Annotated in this window: 13 protein-coding genes; 9 read left to right on the top strand and 4 right to left on the bottom strand. The window is 34.0% G+C overall.

What is annotated here, in order from left to right:
• The first annotated feature begins 183 nt into the window (after positions 1 to 183).
• The gene (locus tag ACXX8U_RS08670; RefSeq protein ID WP_458565510.1) at positions 184 to 2568 is read left to right on the top strand and encodes a hybrid sensor histidine kinase/response regulator; all 2385 of its coding nucleotides are present in this window, start codon (positions 184 to 186) and stop codon (positions 2566 to 2568) included.
• Here ACXX8U_RS08670 and ACXX8U_RS08665 read toward each other — a convergent pair.
• Positions 2561 to 3325, bottom strand: a complete 765-nt coding sequence (locus tag ACXX8U_RS08665) for an NYN domain-containing protein (RefSeq protein WP_187038256.1) — start codon at positions 3323 to 3325, stop codon at positions 2561 to 2563. The two genes, ACXX8U_RS08670 and ACXX8U_RS08665, sit on opposite strands and share 8 nt — an antisense overlap.
• Before the next feature lie 259 nt (positions 3326 to 3584).
• Between ACXX8U_RS08665 and capB the strand changes: the two genes are divergently transcribed.
• On the top strand, positions 3585 to 4847 hold the full coding sequence (gene capB / locus ACXX8U_RS08660) for a cysteate-C-fatty acyltransferase (protein ID WP_458565509.1): 1263 nt from the start codon (positions 3585 to 3587) through the stop codon (positions 4845 to 4847).
• Positions 4848 to 4979: 132 nt separating this feature from the next.
• Here the strand turns inward: capB and ACXX8U_RS08655 are convergent, their stop codons facing one another.
• Complete coding sequence (locus tag ACXX8U_RS08655; protein ID WP_458565508.1) at positions 4980 to 6098, bottom strand: GTP cyclohydrolase; 1119 nt, start codon at positions 6096 to 6098, stop codon at positions 4980 to 4982.
• Positions 6099 to 6119: 21 nt separating this feature from the next.
• Entirely contained in the window at positions 6120 to 7064 is a 945-nt protein-coding gene (locus ACXX8U_RS08650) for a transporter (protein ID WP_458565507.1), read from the bottom strand.
• A gap of 120 nt (positions 7065 to 7184) precedes the next feature.
• Here ACXX8U_RS08650 and ACXX8U_RS08645 point away from each other — a divergent pair, with 120 nt between their 5' ends.
• From ACXX8U_RS08645 to ACXX8U_RS08620, 6 genes are all read left to right on the top strand, one after another.
• Positions 7185 to 7463: a DUF4834 family protein gene (locus ACXX8U_RS08645; RefSeq protein ID WP_166137311.1), complete on the top strand. Its 279-nt coding sequence runs from the start codon at positions 7185 to 7187 to the stop codon at positions 7461 to 7463.
• Between the two features lie 48 nt (positions 7464 to 7511).
• Positions 7512 to 9929 (top strand): YfhO family protein, encoded by a 2418-nt coding sequence (locus ACXX8U_RS08640; protein ID WP_458565506.1) that lies wholly within the window; start codon positions 7512 to 7514, stop codon positions 9927 to 9929.
• Between the two features lie 102 nt (positions 9930 to 10031).
• The gene (locus tag ACXX8U_RS08635; RefSeq protein ID WP_458565505.1) at positions 10032 to 11321 is read left to right on the top strand and encodes a glycosyltransferase family 4 protein; all 1290 of its coding nucleotides are present in this window, start codon (positions 10032 to 10034) and stop codon (positions 11319 to 11321) included.
• A gap of 40 nt (positions 11322 to 11361) precedes the next feature.
• Positions 11362 to 12831 (top strand): lipopolysaccharide biosynthesis protein, encoded by a 1470-nt coding sequence (locus ACXX8U_RS08630; RefSeq protein ID WP_458565504.1) that lies wholly within the window; start codon positions 11362 to 11364, stop codon positions 12829 to 12831.
• A gap of 162 nt (positions 12832 to 12993) precedes the next feature.
• The gene (locus ACXX8U_RS08625; protein ID WP_458565503.1) at positions 12994 to 13302 is read left to right on the top strand and encodes a hypothetical protein; all 309 of its coding nucleotides are present in this window, start codon (positions 12994 to 12996) and stop codon (positions 13300 to 13302) included.
• Between the two features lie 38 nt (positions 13303 to 13340).
• Complete coding sequence (locus ACXX8U_RS08620; RefSeq protein ID WP_458565502.1) at positions 13341 to 14102, top strand: DUF3575 domain-containing protein; 762 nt, start codon at positions 13341 to 13343, stop codon at positions 14100 to 14102.
• A 72-nt stretch (positions 14103 to 14174) separates the two neighbouring features.
• On the opposite strand, the gene uvrA is transcribed toward ACXX8U_RS08620, so the two are convergent.
• Complete coding sequence (gene uvrA / locus ACXX8U_RS08615) at positions 14175 to 16958, bottom strand: excinuclease ABC subunit UvrA (RefSeq protein ID WP_458566399.1); 2784 nt, start codon at positions 16956 to 16958, stop codon at positions 14175 to 14177.
• Between the two features lie 182 nt (positions 16959 to 17140).
• On the opposite strand from uvrA, the gene ACXX8U_RS08610 reads away from it, so the two are divergent.
• Positions 17141 to 19942 carry a helix-turn-helix and ligand-binding sensor domain-containing protein gene (locus ACXX8U_RS08610; protein WP_458565501.1) on the top strand — a complete coding sequence of 934 codons (2802 nt, stop codon included), beginning with the start codon at positions 17141 to 17143 and terminating at the stop codon, positions 19940 to 19942.
• Positions 19943 to 20042: the final 100 nt, after the last annotated feature.

Genomic DNA, 20042 nt, shown 5'->3' with positions numbered 1-20042 from the left:
TGATATCAGGTGAGTGTATTCACAAATTAATTTCATTTTGTTTTTAAATGGTGTTTTTTACTAAAACCTTTTATTAAATCTTATTTTTGCTTCCATTTTATGATTAACTTTATCTTGTGATGTAAAACCAAATGTGCGCTCTGCACGTAGATAATAATACAGGAATTTAAGTAGAATAGCAGTATGGGAGAAAAAAAGACAAAAAATAATTTCGCTTTTTTGGGTTTGGTTTTAGTTATCTTATTTTCTGTCAATTCCCGGGCACAATTTATTGTAAAAAATAATACTTCTTTAAGTACATTTTCATTACACGAGCATACCTTTATAATTGATATGCAGGATCGTGTTTTAACAATTGAGCAAGTAATCAAAGGTTTTGATAGTTTTAAACCTGTTCCTTTAAAATCTGAAAATGACGATTTAGGTTTTTCGCAACATCATTTTTGGGCAAAAACGGGTTTAGTAAATGCTACAAATGTAGAGTTTCACTATTATATGGAAACAGCTAGACCGATGACTGACGTGGTTGAGTTGTTTATTGTTAATCGTGCAACGGGTAAAATAACCAAAAAAATTAGTGGCGATGCTAAGCCTTTCGAGGATCGTGATTTTACCAGTCGAAAATCAATTTTTGAGCTAACTCTACCTCCAAAAGCACAGTTCGATTTGTATTTGCATTTGAAGAGCGACGGCGAAGTGGTTAAAATCCCAATGCTTATTTATTCGACTGAAAGTTACATTGCCCTGATGTCTAAGGAAAATTTGTTTTTTGGTGTCTTTTACGGCATGCTTCTTATAGTTGCGGTAATTTACTTCTTTTTTTATCTCGCCTTAAAAGAGAAAATTTTTCTTTTTTACAGTTTGTATGTAACTTCTGTGGGTTTGTTGCAGTTTTCTCTGGATGGTTTCTTTTATAAACTAGTAGTTTCAGATGGTAGTTGGTTTTCTAAACATGCCATTTTACTCATTGCAATTGTCGCGGTATTCATGTCGGGTATGTACAGTCAGTTATACCTGAAAATAAAAGAAAATAGTAAAACAATTTACCAACTTTTTAAGGTAGCGTATGGTTTGTTGATTTTTCTCCTATTTTCAGTAATTTTCTTGCCAAGCATATTGTTATTTTCCTATATATTAGTAAATGTTTTAACTTTAGTTTTTCTTTTGCTGATTGTTTATTCGATAGGGTTTTTGTATTATACTAATAAGCCTGTTGATTCCTATTTTACAACTGGAATTTTGTTTTTGATTTTAGGTTTTGGTGTATTTATTTTGTACAATTTTGGATTGTTACCTATTAATTTTTTTACACAAAACAGCTCTAAATTAGGTACTGCACTTGAGGTAATTTTTCTGTCGTTGTCAATGTCTAATCTAATTCGAAATCTTAAAAACGAAAAAAACGAATTGAATCGCCTTGCTTTAGTTCGTTCTGAAGAAATGAATGATTTGAAATCTTACTTCTTATCGAATATTAGTCATGAATTACGAACGCCTTTGAATGCTATTTTAAATTTAATTGAAAATATTTCAACAGAGGTTCAAGATGATAAAATACGAGAAAATTGTCAAATTATTAAATACTCCTCACATAGTTTACTGAGTTCTGTAAACGATATTTTAGACTTTTCTAAAATTGAAAAAGGAGAACTTAAATTGGATAAAAGTCCGTTTAATCCCCTTGAAGTCTTAAATAATTTAAAAAATAATGCAATTTATCGGGCTAAAGACAAAGGACTTGAGTTTGAGTTTGTACAAAGTGGTAATTTTCCGGATCGTGTGGAAGGAGATGTAAATAGATTTGTGCAAATTGTAAATAATGTGCTTAATAATGCTATAAAATTTACAGGTCGAGGTCATGTCAAATTTGTTGTAAATTGCGAATTAACTGAGGGAGACAAGGCCCATATTGTTTTGACTGTTTCAGATACCGGAATTGGGATTTCAAAAAGAAAGATCGGCAGTATTTTTGATTCTTTTTCACAAAATAACATTAATAATAAACGAAAATTTGGTGGCTTAGGTTTGGGTTTATACATCGTTAAAACCTTGGTTGATATGCAAAAAGGACAGGTTCAAATTGAAAGTAAAGTTGATTTAGGTACAACCTGCGTTATTGCTCTTGACTTTCCTGTTTTAAAAGCTGTTGAAATAGTAGAACCAAGTAAAATCGCGATTGAGTATGATTTATCAGGTAAATCTATTTTGGTTGTAGAGGATAATCCTATTAATCAGATGGTCATAAAAATGATTACCAAAAAATGGCTAAACACCAATGTAGCCTACGCAAATAATGGTCAAGAGGCCATTAATTTTCTATTGGAAAGTACTTATGATTTGATTCTAATGGATTTGCAGATGCCAATTATGGATGGTTATGAAGCCGCAATTGCAATAAGAAACGGCGAGGCAGGAATGCAAAATACCAATGTGCCAATTGTGGCCGTTACCGCAGACGTAATGGAAACTACCAGGGATCGAGTTAAAGAGCTAGGTATGAATGATTACATTACAAAACCTATAAAAAAAGAAGCTTTGTTCGAAATAGTTCAGCGATTACTTAGCTAAAACGCAATCGTACGTATACGTGTTTTATTCCTTTTTTATCGGAGTCGCGTTCGTCAATCTCTAAAATATCAGTTAGTGATTTTAGCATGGGTGTTAGTTTCGTGTATCCATAATTTCTGGGGTCAAATTCAGGTTTTTTCTTGACAATTAAATTACCTACATCACCAAGAAAAGCCCAACCGCTTTCGTCACCAATATCTTCAATTGTCGCCTCAATAAGTTCAATAGTTTGCAAATCAATTTTGTTTAGGCTTTTGGTCACGGTCTTTTTAGTATCGGTGTTGGCTCTTTTGGGAGACACTTTTTTAGTGGCACCATCCAAAACTTCGATGTAAACAAATCGGTCACAGGCCACAATAAATGAATTTGGTGTTTTTTGTTCTCCAATTCCAATTACTTTCATGCCTGACTCACGCAATCGAATTGCTAGTCTAGTAAAGTCGGAATCACTAGACACAATACAAAATCCATCCACTTTATCAGAGTACAATAAATCCATGGCATCAATAATCATTGCTGAATCTGAAGAGTTTTTACCCACAGTGTAGCTGTATTGCTGAATTGGAGTAATGGCGTGTTCTAACAAAACACTTTTCCAACCTGCAGCATTTGGTTTGGTCCAATCTGCATAAATGCGTTTGGTAGTGGGTGTGCCAAATTTTGCAATTTCCTCCATCATCCCTTTTACATTACTGTAAGGCACGTTGTCGGCGTCAATTAATACGGCTAATTTTAACTCTTTGGTGTTTTGTGACATAATCTATTATTGTTTAACAAGCTGCAGCCAAATATACAAAGTTAAAATGGCACCGATGCTATGAAAATTGTAATCTATGATATTATTCACAGTTAGAAAATTGCTTGCATAATTTGTAAAGTTTTTACTTGTCTGCAGGAATTCTTCATGATTTTAAGCTATTTATAACCAAAAAAAATAAATTTATTTTCAAGTCCTTTATAAAATTAAATAATTATTTTTGCAACTTCTTAAAATTAAAATTATTACTTGACATATTATGGTAAAAGATTTATTCGAAAGGATTCAAAACAATAAAGGACCTTTAGGGAAATGGGCTTCTCAAGCCGAAGGTTATTTTGTTTTTCCAAAATTAGAAGGTGAATTAGGACCAAGAATGCAGTTTGGTGGAAAAAATATTTTGAATTGGAGTTTGAATGACTACCTAGGTCTAGCCAATCATCCTGAAGTACGTAAAGCAGATACTGAAGCCGCTGTGCAATTTGGAGCTGCTTACCCGATGGGTGCGCGTATGATGAGTGGACACACGAAATACCATGAGCAATTGGAGCAAGAATTAGCTGCTTTTGTAATGAAAGAATCAGCATATTTATTGAATTTTGGTTACCAAGGAATCATGTCAGCAATTGATGCTCTTGTGACAAGAAACGATATTATTGTATATGATGTTGATGCGCACGCATGTATTATTGATGGTGTACGTTTGCATAGTGGAAAGCGTTTTACTTACAAGCATAACGATATCGAAAGTATGGAGAAAAACCTGCAGCGTGCTACTAAAATGGCAACCGAAACTGGCGGTGGGATTTTGTTCATTACCGAAGGTGTTTTTGGAATGCGTGGGCAACAAGGAAAATTAAAAGAGATTGTAGCTTTAAAAGAAAAATACAATTTCCGTTTGTTAGTTGATGATGCGCATGGTTTTGGAACTTTAGGAAAAACCGGTGCTGGAGCAGGTGAGGAGCAAGGTTGCCAAGACGGAATTGATGTGTATTTTTCGACTTTTGCTAAATCAATGGCGAATATTGGTGCTTTCGTAGCAGCAGATAAAGACATTATTGATTATTTGAAATACAACATGCGTTCTCAAATGTTTGCTAAAGCTTTACCAATGATTCAAACTATTGGTTCGTTAAAACGTTTGCAATTATTACGTGAATCTTCGGAGATAAAAGATAAATTGTGGGAAAATGTTAATGCGTTGCAAAACGGATTAAAAGAAAAAGGTTTTAATATTGGAGATACCAACACTTGTATTACACCTGTTTACCTAGAAGGAAGTATACCTGAAGCAATGGTAATGGTGAATGACTTAAGAGAAAACTACGGTATTTTCTTGTCAATTGTTGTGTATCCAGTAATTCCAAAAGGAATTATTTTATTACGTATGATTCCAACTGCTTCACATACTTTAGCCGATATTGATGAAACTTTGGCAGCTTTCGAAGCTATCCGCGAGAAATTAGTAAACGGAACATATAAACAAATTGCAGCGACTACAACTGTAGATATGGAGGCATAATTTTATAGTGAACTAATAAATAAAAGTCTAAAGAAGTTAACTATTTGAATTTCTTGGATCAAAACAAAAAAGGAGTAAAACAGTGTTTTACTCCTTTTTTTATGGTTTCATCTATCAGTTTCATCACTGGTTCTACAAATCTTTTTTGTAGGTACATCGGCGTTTGTGAATTTTTGGATCAAAATGTTTCCATAAATTCAAACTAGCCGCATTGTCAGCAAGCTCAGGTGTTCTAAAACAATCTTGAATATTCAATTTTTTAAAAGTTTCGTAATATTCTTTAAAGATAATGGCGGTTACGGCCTTATTTTGATATTCGGGCAAAACACCAATTAGATAAAAAATGACATTTTTGCTCTGCTTTTTGGCTTTTAAAAGATGGATGAATCCAAATGGGAATAACTTTCCTTTTGCTTTTTTTAAAGCAGGAGCAAAGTCAGGCATAACAATACTAAAAGCAACAATATTGTGGTCCTTGTCCTCTACAAACTTGATGTATTCAGGATTTATAAAACTAATGTATTTCTTTTTGAAATATTCTTTTTGAGTATCAGAAATAGCTACAAACGACGATAACGATGCGTAAGATTTGTTAAATAAATCGAACATTTTGTCTACATGAGGCATCACCTCTGCAGTAGTTTTAAAATTAAGTGGGCTAAGTTGGTATCTTTTACGGACTAAATCATTTGCTTTTTCAAAAAATTCTGGTTTTACATTAGCAAAAGGAAAGGTACTTTCGATGTATTCTTTTTCTTTGATGTAACCTAATTGTTCAAAATGTTGTGCATAGTAGGGGTGGTTGTACCAAGTAATCATTGTGCCAATTTGATCAAAACCTTCGGTTAAAACGCCTACTTTGTCAAGGTTTGAAAAACCCATTGGTCCTTCAGCATAGATCATTTGGTGTTTTCTACCTAATTCGTAAACCTTTTCTAATAGTGCTTTTGTAACTTCGATATCATCAATTATGTCAAACCAGCCAAAACGTACTTTGCGTTTGTCTTGATCGTTTACTTCGCTCCAATTAATTATAGCGGCAATTCGTCCTACTATTTCTTGATTTCTTTTGGCAACATAGAAATACGCCTCAGCGTTTTCGAAAGCTGGATTGTTTTTTTTATCAAAACCTTCTAATTCATCAGCAATTAGTGGCGGAATCCAGTTTTCGTTGTTTTTGTAAATGGTAAAAGGGAACTTAATAAAATCAGTTAATTCTTTTTTGGTAATCGCTTCGTGAATTGTAATCATTATGTTTAGAAAAGTCTGGTGTTAATTTTTTGATCCCGTTTTGGATGTATTGTTGTTTTTGGGTTTTTTTGATCCCGATTTTGGGCTATCGATATTGATGCGCACCTCTTTGTAATTAGCATCGTATCGCCAAGAAAAACCTAGTCCTCCATAAAAAATAGAAGGTGTGTTTTTTAAACTCGTACTAATTGATGCGTCAATTTGCATGTCTTTATTAAGCAGGTAAGCGGCTCCACCTCGAACAATGGCATCACTGTAAAAGTCACTTTTATACCCTTGATTTTCTACAAACCCTGACCATTTTTGTGTAATGCCTCTGGTTAAAGTAAGTACGTAGCCATAACTTGGGAATTCGGTACCAATGTAATCAGCAATAATATTAGTTACAAAAACCCATTTGCCATCACCCAAATGGTTTTGAGTAATCAGCATGATTTTCGGTGAAATACTCGATTGTAAATCAAAAGCATAAGGATTGTCTGCCATAGTAACATTTGCGCCAGCAAAAACGGAAACTGCCGGTACTAATTGCCTCCAATTAAAAGCTCTGTTGGCCTTCCAGCTATAGACATTTACCTTTTTTTCGTAGTTTTTAAATGGGTCGTAAATCAAGTATTTAGCACCAAGTACGGTTTGTTTTAAATTAGATATTTTTGTGGAACTAAATAAATTATTGATCGTTTCGTTTTGATACTGCAAATCGGCAATAAGTTCTAATTTTTCTGAAAAAACTCCCCAACGTAACACAGCGTCCACGCCAAAGCCATTTGATTCATAATTTAAAATAGAATGCTTTTGACGAATGCCGTATACTCCCGTTTCTACTTGAATAACAGATTTACCGACTGAAAAAGCAGACATAGTTTCTCCGGGACGATTTGAGTTGATTTCATCAGTATGTTGTGCATAATTGACGCTGCAAAAGGCCATCACGGTGCAAGTGAGGAAGAGTTTTAAATGCTTCATTGTTTTTTGGTTTTAAAATTAACAAGGCTCTTCAAATGTACTATTTTTTATTATTTATTTAAGATTGATAACTTACTTTTGAACTTTGGATTTAGTAATTTTGAAAAAAAATATACCAATATGCAAACAGCTTCATTTTCTGGATTTATCAGAGCGATTTTTTACATGATTGCTTTTTATTATATTTTTCGCTTTTTGGCTAAATTATTTTTACCTCTTGTTGTGAAAAAAGTAGTTGAAAAAGCAGGTCAAAATATGCAGCAACAGCAATACCAGCAACAAAATAACTGGAATAAGTCACGCGCTAATGAGGATGTTGTATACAATACCGAAAATGTAAAAAAACCTCGTGAGACCAAAAAAGTAGGAGAGTATGTGGATTACGAAGAAATAGACTAAATTTGCGCTTTTTAGCATTAGATTTATTTAATTCAAATTCTTTTTACATTGAAAATAGTACAAAAGTTCTATCCGCACGCTCTTGCTTTACTGGGATTCGTTTTGGTCTCTGTTCTTTATTTTTACCCTGTTTTACAAGGTAAACAAATATTTCAATCGGATATTGTTCAATATACCGGAATGGCAAAGGAGCAAAACGACTTCAGAGCGGCTGAAAATATAGAACCTTATTGGACTAATTCTGCTTTTGGTGGTATGCCAACCTACCAATTGGGAGCGCAATATCCGCATGATTACGTGGGAGTTTTAGATGATATTTTGCGTTTTTTACCGCGTCCTGCCGATTATTTATTTTTATACTTCCTAGGTTTTTACGGATTGATGTTAGTGCTGAAGGTAGATCCTCTTAAAGCGTTTTTTGGTGCTTTAGCTTTTGGTTTGTCTACATATTTAATCGTAATTCTTGGTGTTGGACATAATGCAAAAGCACACGCCATTGCCTATATGCCACTAGTGGTAGCTGGTTTCATACTAGTTTTTCAAAAAAGGTACATCTTGGGTGGATTATTAACATTGATTGCTACGGCTTTAGAAATCAATGCAAACCATTTCCAAATGACGTATTATTTGTTGTTTTTGTTATTATTTGTAGTTGCTTTTTATTCCTATAAATTTATTAAGTCAAAAGATTACAAAGGTTTAGGTATCGCTTTTGGAGTACTTTTAATTGCTGGAATATTGTCTCTTGGGTCTAACGCTACAAGTCTTTTAGCTACTAAAGAATATACCGATTATAGTATTCGTGGTAAAAGCGAGTTGACTTATAATCCGGATGGTAGCAAGAATGAAACTACATCGGCTATGTCCACAGAGTATATAACCGAGTACAGTTACGGCATTACAGAAAGTTTTAACTTAATTGCTCCAAGGCTTTTTGGAGGATCAAATAGTGAAGCAGTAGGTACAGATAGCAATGTTTACGAGTATTTAATTGGTCAAGGTGCTCGAGAAGATCAAGTACGAGAGTTTGTAGATGCCATGCCAACCTATTGGGGAGACCAACCAATTGTGGCTGCTCCAGCTTATATTGGCGCCATTGTATTTTTTCTAGCAATTTTAGCTTTGTTTCTTGATAAACGAAAAATTAAATACGTTTTTGCATGTGGTGCTGCCGTAGCATTAATTCTTTCTTGGGGTAAGAACTTTAGCTTAATCACTGACTTTTTTATCTCCTACGTTCCTTTGTATGATAAATTCAGGGCTGTTTCATCGATTCAAGTGGTTTTAGAATTATGTTTCCCTGTTTTGGCAATAATGGGATTGCAAGCCTTCTTTTTAGCAGATAAAAAATCCCAATGGAAAGCACTTTATGAGACAACAATTTTAAGTGCGGGCATTCTCATTATTTTATTTTTGAGCAAAGGAATGTTTAACTTCTCAGGTCCATCGGACGCACTTTTTGTTAAAAATTTCGGCCCTGAATTTATAACTGCATTAAAGCAGGATCGCATGAATTTGTATACTGCAGATTTGCTTCGATCTGTATCCTTTATTTTGGTCGCTGCAGGTCTATTATGGTTGGCTGTAAAAGATTTTTTTGCGCAACGTACTGCAATTATTCTAGTTGGACTATTTATGGTTTTCGACTTGTTTTTTGTAGATAAAAAATACGTTTCAGCTAAGGATTTTGTCAGTAAATACGAAGTAGAAGTTCCATTTCAAGAAACAGCAGTTGACAGCCAGATTTTAAAGGATACTGCTAATTTCAGGGTATTTGAAGTAGCAAATGTTATGGGTTCTCGTACTTCTTATTTCCACAAATCAATTGGTGGTTACAGTGCAGTACGACCAAGACGTATGCAGCAATTATTGGATTATCAGATAGCCAAAAACAATATTGAAGTACTCAATATGCTTAATGTGGTTTACGTGATTCAAAAGGATGAAAAAGACAATGATTTTGTTGCTGCTAATCCAGATGCAAATGGAAATGCTTGGTTTGTGAACCAAGTTAAAAAAGTAAATTCTCCTGATGAGGAAATGAAAGCGTTGACAAATTTAAACTCTAAAGAAGTTGCTGTTGTAAACCAAAAAGAGTTTCAAGTTCCTACAGTGGCTTTCGCCAAAGATAGTATTGCAACTATTACACTTGAAAGTTACAAACCTAATGCATTAAAGTATAAAGCTGTGAATGCGAACGATGGCTTGGCTGTTTTCTCTGAGATGTATTATGCTGATGGTTGGAATGCCTACATTGACAATAAACTAGTAGATCATTTGAGAGTAGATTATACTTTACGTGGGCTAATTGTTCCAAAAGGGAATCACATTATCGAATTTAAATTTGAACCTCAAGTGGTAAAAACGGGAAGTACCATAACACTTATTAGTTCTATTGTTGTCCTGATTTTACTCGTGGCAGGAATTTATTTTGAACGTAAAAAGATTTCGGTGGCAAGCAAATAAATCGAAATCTTCGTCGGAATTTGTAATAACACTGCATAGCTAACCATGTTTATTTTGGCTATTTATTTTTGTGTCGCGTATAAAGTTTAAAAAAAACACATTTTGTCTCAAAAAAAGGTACTTATTATCACATATTATTGGCCGCCGGCAGGAGGACCAGGAGTGCAACGTTGGCTCAAATTTGTCAAATACTTGCCTGAGTTCGGTGTACAGCCAATTGTATATATTCCGGAAAACCCAACGTATCCCATTATTGATGAGCAATTAGCGCAAGAGGTTTCTAATGAGGTTGTTATTATTCGAAATAAGATTTTTGAACCTTATCAATTGGCATCGTTTTTATCTAAGAATAAAACTAAAAAGATGAATTCGGGAATTATTCCGAACCAAAAAAAGCAATCTTTTTTAGATAAAGCTTTTTTATGGATACGAGGTAATTTGTTCATACCAGATGCACGTGTTTTTTGGGTAAAACCCTCTGTGAACTTTTTAGAACAGTACATAAAAGAAAATCAGATTGATACCATTGTAACATCCGGACCACCACATAGTTTGCATCTTATTGGATTGGAATTACAAAAACGATTGGCTGTAAAATGGATTGCTGATTTTAGAGATCCTTGGACAACTATTGGCTATCATAAGGCATTACGCTTATCTAATTTTGCAGCATCGACTCACAAAAAATTAGAAAAACAAGTTCTAAATGCTGCTGATTCGATTTTGGTAACCAGCAAAACTACCAAAGTTGAGTTTGAAGGAATCACATCAAAACCAATCACAGTAATTACCAACGGATATGACAGCGAAGAGGTGTCAGTACAAGTTTTGGACCGTAAGTTTTCACTGGCGCATATTGGTTCTTTTTTATCAGAACGTAACCCTATGATGCTGTGGGAAAGTTTAGTAGAATTGTGCGAAGAAAACGCCACGTTCAAATCAGATTTGGAAATAAAGCTTATCGGAGCTGTAAGTCAGGAAGTTTTAGGAACTATAGAGCGAGTTGGCTTAAATTCCTATGTGAACAACTTAGGTTATGTGTCGCATAAAGAAGCTATTGCTCACCAACGAAAGTCGCAAGTATTACTGCTTATCGAAATAGATTCGGTTGATACCAAGAGTATTATTCCAGGGAAATTATTTGAATATATGGTTTCGAATAGGCCAATAATCGCAATTGGTCCAAAGGATTCTGATTTTGCCGAAATTATTACGCAGACTAATACGGGAGTATTTTTTGAGTATTCCGAAAAAGTGAAACTTAAAAGTGTAATTTTGGACTTTTATAACCAATTTCTGCAAGGGAAATTACAATCGCATCCCGTTGGTTTGCAGCAATATTCGCGTAAAAATTTAACACAGGAACTGGTAACTTTATTAAACAAAGTCTAAAAATAAGAGCAAGGTAACTAACACTTTGCGTAAAATCACAATGGGAATAGTTCTTAATCAATCTTTAAAAAATACAATAATTACCTATTTAGGTTTTGGTATCGGTGCAATCAATACACTCTATTTATATCCATTTTTTTTAGGAACTGTATTTTATGCTTTAACTAATTACATACTTTCTTGGGCAAATATTATTATGCCTTTGTTAGCTTTTGGGATGCAAAACACTTTAGTAAAGTTTTATACGCAATATGAAACAGAGGAAGAGCGCTCTCGTTTTTTATCATTTACGGTGTTAATTCCTTTATTGTTATGTATTCCATTAGTATTGATAGGATTGTTCTTTTTTGAACCCATTTCGCTATACTTGAGTAAAGAAAATCCTGTTGTTAAAGATTATTTGTGGCTTATTCCATTTATAGGCCTCAGTATGGCTTACTTTGAGATTTTTTATGCTTGGGCTAGAGTGCACATGCATTCAGTTTTTGGCAATTTTGTTAAAGAGGTTGGCTTAAGATTATTTTCTTTATTTGCCTTGATTGGAGTTTATTATGGATGGATTTCTGTTGTTGAATTCATTTATGTCACTGCAATTATTTATTTTCTGGCTTTTATTATTACCATGCTTTATGCTTTCCGTATAAAAAAACCAGTTTTCCAGTTCTCTATTCCTCAAAATGTGAAAGATGTTTTAGTCTATACTTTTTTCATTATTTTGTCAGGTAGTGTTGCGGTTATGTTGTTAGATATCGATAAGATTATGCTGAATCAATATATTAAAATTGAAAACATAGCCTATTATTCAGTTGCTACATATATTGCTTCTGTAATTGCTGTTCCCAGTCGTGCAATGCATCAGATCACATATCCAATAACTGCTAAATTGATGCATGAGAACAAGCATGATGAATTAAATGACTTGTATAAAAAGACTTCTATTAATCTGCAAGTTGTTGGTGGCTTTGTAATGCTGTGCATTTTCGTTAACATCAATCAATTATATGTTATGGTTCCAAAAGAATATGGTGGTGGAATTCTTGTGGTATTTTTGATTGGTATATCTAAATATTTTGATTTGATTTTAGGAAATAATAATGCGATTATTTTCAATTCAAAATACTATCGAATGGTCTTGTTTTTAGGATTATTGCTTGTTTTTTTGACAGTTGGGTTAAATATGTTTTTTATTCCAAGGTTTGCTATAACTGGAACTGCAGTCGCTACGCTTTTATCTATAACTTTATATAGTTTGGCTAAATTACTTTTTGTTGTCAAACGAATGCATTTGTATCCATTTACAAAGCAAACTGTGTATTCCTTAGGAATTACCTTCTTCTTGTTTTTATTGTTTTATTTTTGGGACTTTCCATTTGTACCAGTTTTTAACATCATATTAAAATCGATATTAATTACAGTTGTTTATGTAGCTGTCAATTATAAACTGGTTATTTCGCCCGAGATTAACAATGCTATTGACATGGTTTTAGTTAAGTTGAAACTTCGTTCCTAATACAGTTTAAATAGTTATGTTTTTTGAAGTACTATCGATTTTGTAATAAAGCACTTCTTTTTAAGGTGTAAATATCACCTAAAGTTGGTATTGCTTTTACTGGATTTTGGAAGTAAATTTGTGAAGTTAATTTTTAGCAAATCAAAAAATTTACAACTAATTATGGAATCAGAAATTATACTTCAAGATGTCTCAGAGACGCAAAAAAAGAATTTCTACTTTACCTTAAAAAATAAAATTGCAGATGGTTTTGTTATTTTAGAGCAAAATGACAAGTTGCCCTACATTGTTTTGCGTAGGGAAAAACAGCAAGTTGATCACTTATTCAACTTTGTATTGTGTTGTATTACATTGGGGCTGTGGTCTTTTGTATGGCTATATTATACAAGAGTAAGTGCAAAGCCTAGAGAGATTATTATTGCCATTGACGAGGATGGTAATATTTTTGAAGAAAATTGCCACATGGCTTAAAAAATCCTATTTTTGATTCATTAAACAATCTAAATCCTATGAAAAAAAGTATCCTTTTAGTAGCGTTGCTGCTTTTTGCCATCGCGCCTGTTGTCGCACAAACAAAAAATGATTCTATTGTAATTCCGAAAAACAATTTTAAAATTAGTTTGACAAGTTTGGCATTCAAAAACATTCAACTTCAATACGAAAGAAGTGTTTCAAAACGAATCGGAATTGTATTAGGTTATAGTTTTATTCCTTCAGGTGCCTTGCCGTTTCAAAAAACTATTAACGATTTTACATCTGATGATCCAGAAACGCAGGGTATTTTTGAAAACGCGACTTTAGGCTACACAGCGATAACCCCTGAGGTTCGATTTTATCTTGGAAAAGGGTATGGAAAAGGATTTTACATTGCTCCTTTTTACAGAAATATAAAGTATGATATTTCAAATATAAATTTTACGTTTGATACAAGCCCCACTGGAACAAATCAAGAAAATATTGCTGTTGGAGGTAAATTAACCGCCAATTCATTCGGGTTACAATTGGGAGCCCAATTTAATTTAGGTAAACATTTCATTTTAGACTGGTGGATTGTAGGACCTCATTACGGTACATCTGATGGTAATTTTCAAGGTGTTACAGATCGTGACTTGAATGCTTTTGAGCAAGAGGAATTACGCAATCAATTAGAGGATATCGAGTTGCCTTTATCAGATGTGACTTCAACAGTAACTGCTCGTGGAGCAACCATTAAAGTAAGCGGTCCTTGGGGCGGTGTACGCAGTGGATTGAGTTTAGGTTACCGATTTTAAGCAAAGAAAGTTAATCAATTAAAAAAGCCGATTCTAGATAAGAATCGGCTTTTTGCTTTTATAAATCGGCCTTTATAAAACTGCTTTCAAGTAACTTGCAGTAATCGATTTTTTATTTTTTACAATTTGCTCCGGCGTACCAACGGCGAGCAATTGGCCTCCATTTTCGCCACCTTCTGGGCCCAAGTCAATAATCCAATCGGCACACTTAATCAAATCCAAATTATGTTCAATTACGATGATGGAATGTCCTTTGTCTATCAATGCATCAAATGAAGCTAAAAGTTTTTTAATATCATGAAAATGTAGTCCCGTAGTAGGTTCATCAAAAACAAACAAAGCCTTATCTTTCGTTGCTCCTTTTACCAAGAATGAGGCCAATTTGATTCGTTGTGCTTCACCACCAGAAAGGGTAGAAGAGGACTGGCCTAATTGCACATAACCCAAACCTACATCTTGTAATGGCTGTAGTTTTTGAGTGATTTTAGTTTGTTTGTGAGCGGCAAAAAAGGCAAGGGCATCATCTATGGTTAAACTCAATATTTCATGAATGTTTTTGCCTTCAAAAGTAACTTCGAGCACTTCCTTTTTAAAGCGTTTCCCTTGACAAGTTTCGCATGGCAACTGTACATCGGCCATGAAGACCATTTCTACATTAATACTGCCTTCGCCTTTGCATGTTTCGCAGCGTCCGCCATCCACATTGAAGGAGAAATGTTTGGCTTGGTATGCTCTTAATTTAGAGAGTTTTTCGCGTGCATACAAATCTCTGATATCATCGTATGCTTTGATATATGTAACAGGATTCGATCGTGAACTGCGGCCAATCGGGTTTTGGTCTACATATTCAATGTGTTTGATTTGCGAAAAAGAGCCTGTCATTTCGCTAAACTGCCCGGCTTTGTCTCCTACATTTTCCAGCTTTTTTTGCATGGCAGGAAACAAAATCTTTTTTATCAATGTACTTTTTCCGCTTCCTGAAACTCCAGTAATAACAGTGAGAACATCTAATGGAAAAGTAACATCAATATTTTGTAAATTATTTTCTCGAGCTCCTTTTATTTCGATATGATTTTTAAATAATCTTCTTTTTTTTGGCACTTCAATCGCTAAATCTCCGTTCAGGTATTTGGCTGTAAGCGAATCGGCTTTCAGAATTTCCGGGTAAGTACCTTGTGCCACTAAATTTCCGCCTAATGTTCCTGCTTCTGGACCAATATCAATAATCATATCAGCCGCTTTCATGATGTCCTCGTCGTGTTCTACCACAATTACAGTGTTTCCTAAATCACGTAAAGAAAGTAGCACCTGAATCAATCGTTCGGTATCTTTTGGATGTAAACCAATACTAGGTTCATCAAGAATATACATGGAGCCTACCAAGCTACTACCAAGAGATGTTGCTAAGTTGATTCGCTGAGATTCACCGCCTGATAAAGTAGCGGAGTTTCGGTTTAAGGTCAAATAATCGAGTCCTACTTGGGTTAAAAATGACAAGCGATTATTGATTTCAACTAGCAATCGTTTGGCAATTTGTTGCTCATAAGTATCTAGTTGAATGTCTTTAAAAAAGTTAACTAAATGTTTTATTGGAAGGTCAACTAGATCAGAGACAGTTTTGCCGTTAATTTTAACGTAAGAAGCCTCCACACGCAGGCGTTTTCCTTTGCAAGCCGTACATTTTGTTTTCCCTCGGTAACGCGACAGCATTACTCGGTTTTGTATCTTATAATTTTTCTCTTCTAATTCTTTAAAAAAGGCATTCAAACCTACAAAATAAGAATTTCCAGTCCACAACAACTCTTTTTGTGCGTCGCTCAATTGGTAATAAGGTTTGTGTATCGGGAAATCAAATTTATAGGCTTTGTTTACCAATTCATCTCGGTACCATCCCATACTTTCGCCTCGCCACGGATAAATAGCGTTTTCAAATACAGATAAGGTAGTGTTAGGCACAACTAATTCAGCATCTACACCAATAATGTTTCCGTAGCCTTCGCACACCGGACAGGCTCCATACGGATTATTGAAGCTGAATAAATGTACATTGGGCTCTAAAAAAGCGATGCCATCTAACTCAAAATTATTGGAATAGGAATATTTTTGTTCGCCCTGTAAATCTTGTAGGTAACAAATTCCTTTTCCTTCAAAAAAGGCAGTTTGCACCGCATCAGCCAATCGGTTGAAGAATTCTTCTTCGTCTTTGACTACAATTCGATCAACAATTAAAAAGATAGTTTTTTTATCCAAATCATCCGGTAATTCATCAAGACGAACCATTTCGTTGTCCACCAAAATCCTTGCGAAACCTTGCTGTAGGAGTACATTTAATTTGTCTTTAAGCAGTCTGCCTTCTTCGAGATGAATCGGGGCAAGGAGTAGCCATTTACTGTCTAAAGGAAGCGATTTTACTTCGTTTACAACATCAGTAACCGTGTTTTTTTTAACTTCTTGGCCTGAGATTGGTGAAAATGTACGACCGATACGAGCGTACAATAATTTCATATAATCATAAATCTCGGTTGAAGTTCCTACTGTTGACCTCGCGTTTGTAGTATTCACTTTTTGCTCAATCGCAATTGCGGGAGCTATACCTTTAATATATTCTACTTTGGGTTTGTCTAACCGACCGAGAAATTGACGTGCATAAGATGATAAACTTTCTACATACCTTCGTTGTCCTTCTGCGTAAAGCGTATCAAATGCCAAACTAGATTTTCCTGATCCTGAAAGTCCTGTAATTACTACTAATTTATTACGCGGTATAGCAACATCCACATTTTTTAAATTGTGAACTTGAGCTCCTTTAATAATAATATTTTTCTTTGGATCTAGCTTAGAAAGGTCAATTTGCATACAAATGATAATTTTTACAAAAGTAAGCATTTTTGAACAGAGATTTGAGCGTGAACAATTCACAATTAATCATTAAAACGTTTATTTAGGCAGATAAAATTGGTCATCCAAATTTTATGAGGCTGATATGTGTAATAAATACTATATTTAGATTTACTTTTGAAAAAATAAACTTTTGAGCCTTGAAAACACCTATTTACTTCCTAATTCTGTTTTTTTATTCTTTTGTCTTTTCGCAGGAATTGCCACCTATTGTTAAGTATAACTCGGCAACTTACGGTGCGGGAAATCAAAACTGGATGATTGCGCAAGATGAAAATCATTTTGTTTTTTTTGCCAATAATGAAGGTTTACTTGAATATAATGGTGCTAGTTGGGAGTTGTATCCTTCGCCTAACGAAACAATTTTACGTTCGGTTAAAGTGATAGGTAACAAAGTATACACTGGTTGTTACATGGAATTTGGCTATTGGTCAAGGCAAGCGAATGGAAAACTGAAGTACAATTCGTTAAGTAAAAAGATAAAATCAAAAATTTTAGATGACGAGCAGTTTTGGAATATTTTGCAGTATGAGCATTGGGTTGTTTTTCAATCGTTAAATAGGATTTATATTTATGACTCAAAACAAAATAGTTTTAAAATTATAAGTCCTAAAAACACGATTACCAAATCATTTTGGACTAAAAATGGCATTTTTTTTCAAACAGTAAATCAAGGTTTATTTGAAATAGAGAATGGCAACGCTCGCTTGGTTTCGAACAGTCCGATTTTACAAAACAATAAAATTGTAAATCTTTTTTCAGATGCGGATGGTTTGCTGATTCAAACGCAGTTAAATGGTTTTTACAAGCTAGTTGGAAATACTGTAACGAAGTTTAGCACTGAAGTAGATGCTGAGTTAGCTGCCAGTAGCGTGTATAGTAGTCAACGGCTTTCTGATGGTAGTTTTGCATTAGGAACAGTGTCTAACGGAATTTATATCATTAGTTCCACTGGTCGATTTCAATATCATATCACTCAAAACAAAGGATTAAGCAATAATACAGTACTTTCATTATTTGAAGATGATGATAAAAATTTATGGGTTGGCCTCGATAACGGTATCAATTGCATCAACCTGCAATCACCTGTTCAAAATTATGTTGATGATACGGGGACTTTAGGAACAGTTTACGCCTCAAAGTTGTACAAAGGAATCCTGTACATTGGAACCAACCAAGGTTTGTTTTACAAGAAATATGGTGGTAATGATTCTTTTAAGTTTGTTCCAGGAACCAAAGGGCAAGTATGGTCGTTATTCACTTTTGACAATACCTTATTTTGTGGCCATGACTCGGGTACTTTTGTTGTTGATAATGGTGCAGCACAATCTATTTTTTCGGCATCAGGAACTTGGAAATTTGAGTCTGTTCCTAACCAAAAGGGCCTCTTACTACAAGGAAATTATTATGGAATCTCAGTCCTACAAAAAACAGCTTCTGGTTGGCGTTTTAAAAACAAAATCGCGGGCTTTAATAATTCTTCGAAATATTTTGAAGCCACTACTAAAAATCAAATTTTTATAAGCCACGAATATAAAGGAGTCTATCGCTTAAACGTGGACGCTAACTGGAGCAAAATAACTTCTTTATACACGTATCAATCTCCAAGCAAAGGTAAGCATGCCAGCTTAACACAATTTAATAACGCCATTTATTACGCTAACAAGCAAGGAATATATAAATTGAATGCAGCAACCAATCAATTTGCTAAAGACAATTTGTTAAGTAATGTATTTGCAAAAGACGAATACACTTCAGGTAAGTTAATTGTAGACGAGTCGAACAAAATTTGGCTTTTTTCTAAAAATTACATCCACTATTTTTCTATTGGAAAATTAAGTAGTCAATTAAAACAAAATGTAATTCCAATACCTGCATTTTTAACCAATTCGATGCTAGGATATGAAAACATAACTCAAATTTCTAATGCACATTATTTAATAGGAACAACAGACGGTTACTACATTTTAAATCTGAATGATTTGACTTTTAAAAACTACAAAGTTGCTATTACGTCAGTCACAATTAACAAACAGAACGAGGCTAATAAAAATCAGGAAATTCAGGGCCAAGGTATTTTTAAATATGATGAAAATAACATCACAATAAATTACACCGTTCCGGAGTACAATAAGTACATCAATACAGAATTTCAATATCTTTTGACGGGTTTTCAAGAAGAGTGGAGCGAATGGAATTCTAAAACGTCTATAAATTTTAAAAATTTACCACCAGGTGATTATGTTCTAAAAGTTCGTGCCAAATATGCTAATGGAACTCTTGATGATGGTGTAAGTTATAGTTTTACGGTAAAAAAACCTTGGTATTTAACCAATCTTGCTTTGCTGACTTATTTCGTTCTCTTTGCCATTTCAGCTAGATTCATCCACAAAGCATATAAAAAATATTATCAAGAAAAAGAGCTTAAGTTAATTGAAGAAAATAATCTTTTGTTGGAGATTAAAGAGTTAGAAAATGAACAAGAACTCATGCGCGTACGTAACGAGCAGCTTTCTCGCGATGTAGATACCAAAAACAGGGAATTAGCAGTATCGACTATGAGTTTAAACAGTAAAAATGAATTACTCGCTTTTATAAAAGAAGACTTAAAGAAAACTTCCGAAGAGGGAAATAAAAGCATTAAATCTGTTATTACTACAATCAATAAAAACATCTCCGAAGGCGATAGTTGGAGCGTTTTTAAAGAAGCTTTTGATAATGCCGATAAAGATTTCTTGAAGAAAGTAAAAGAAGCACATCCAAATTTAACTCCTAATGATTTACGCTTGTGTGCATACTTGCGATTGAATCTTTCGTCTAAGGAAGTTGCACCATTGTTAAACATCTCTGTTCGAAGTGTCGAAATTAAAAGATATCGTTTGCGTAAAAAGATGGGATTAACACATGAACAAGGACTTGTTGAGTATATTTTAGCTGTATAGGTAAGTCGAAATTAATGGGTATTACCTATACATCACCACAACATTAACGTTATTGTTGGATGATTTAACCTTTTTGTTGGGGATATTTTTCTGTAAAAAG

The organism is Flavobacterium sp. GNP001 (genome assembly GCF_054343775.1).
This window is presented reverse-complemented; position numbering and strand designations above follow the sequence as displayed.

What these genes read in the sequence shown, in the direction of transcription:
- ACXX8U_RS08655 (WP_458565508.1), bottom strand. Translation starts at nt 6,098, where the DNA reads ATGATTACAATTCACGAAGCGATTACCAAAAAAGAATTAACTGATTTT.
- capB (WP_458565509.1), top strand. Translation starts at nt 3,585, where the DNA reads ATGGTAAAAGATTTATTCGAAAGGATTCAAAACAATAAAGGACCTTTA.
- ACXX8U_RS08665 (WP_187038256.1), bottom strand. Translation starts at nt 3,325, where the DNA reads ATGTCACAAAACACCAAAGAGTTAAAATTAGCCGTATTAATTGACGCC.
- ACXX8U_RS08650 (WP_458565507.1), bottom strand. Translation starts at nt 7,064, where the DNA reads ATGAAGCATTTAAAACTCTTCCTCACTTGCACCGTGATGGCCTTTTGC.
- ACXX8U_RS08620 (WP_458565502.1), top strand. Translation starts at nt 13,341, where the DNA reads ATGAAAAAAAGTATCCTTTTAGTAGCGTTGCTGCTTTTTGCCATCGCG.
- ACXX8U_RS08625 (WP_458565503.1), top strand. Translation starts at nt 12,994, where the DNA reads ATGGAATCAGAAATTATACTTCAAGATGTCTCAGAGACGCAAAAAAAG.
- ACXX8U_RS08630 (WP_458565504.1), top strand. Translation starts at nt 11,362, where the DNA reads ATGGGAATAGTTCTTAATCAATCTTTAAAAAATACAATAATTACCTAT.
- ACXX8U_RS08670 (WP_458565510.1), top strand. Translation starts at nt 184, where the DNA reads ATGGGAGAAAAAAAGACAAAAAATAATTTCGCTTTTTTGGGTTTGGTT.
- ACXX8U_RS08645 (WP_166137311.1), top strand. Translation starts at nt 7,185, where the DNA reads ATGCAAACAGCTTCATTTTCTGGATTTATCAGAGCGATTTTTTACATG.
- uvrA (WP_458566399.1), bottom strand. Translation starts at nt 16,958, where the DNA reads ATGCAAATTGACCTTTCTAAGCTAGATCCAAAGAAAAATATTATTATT.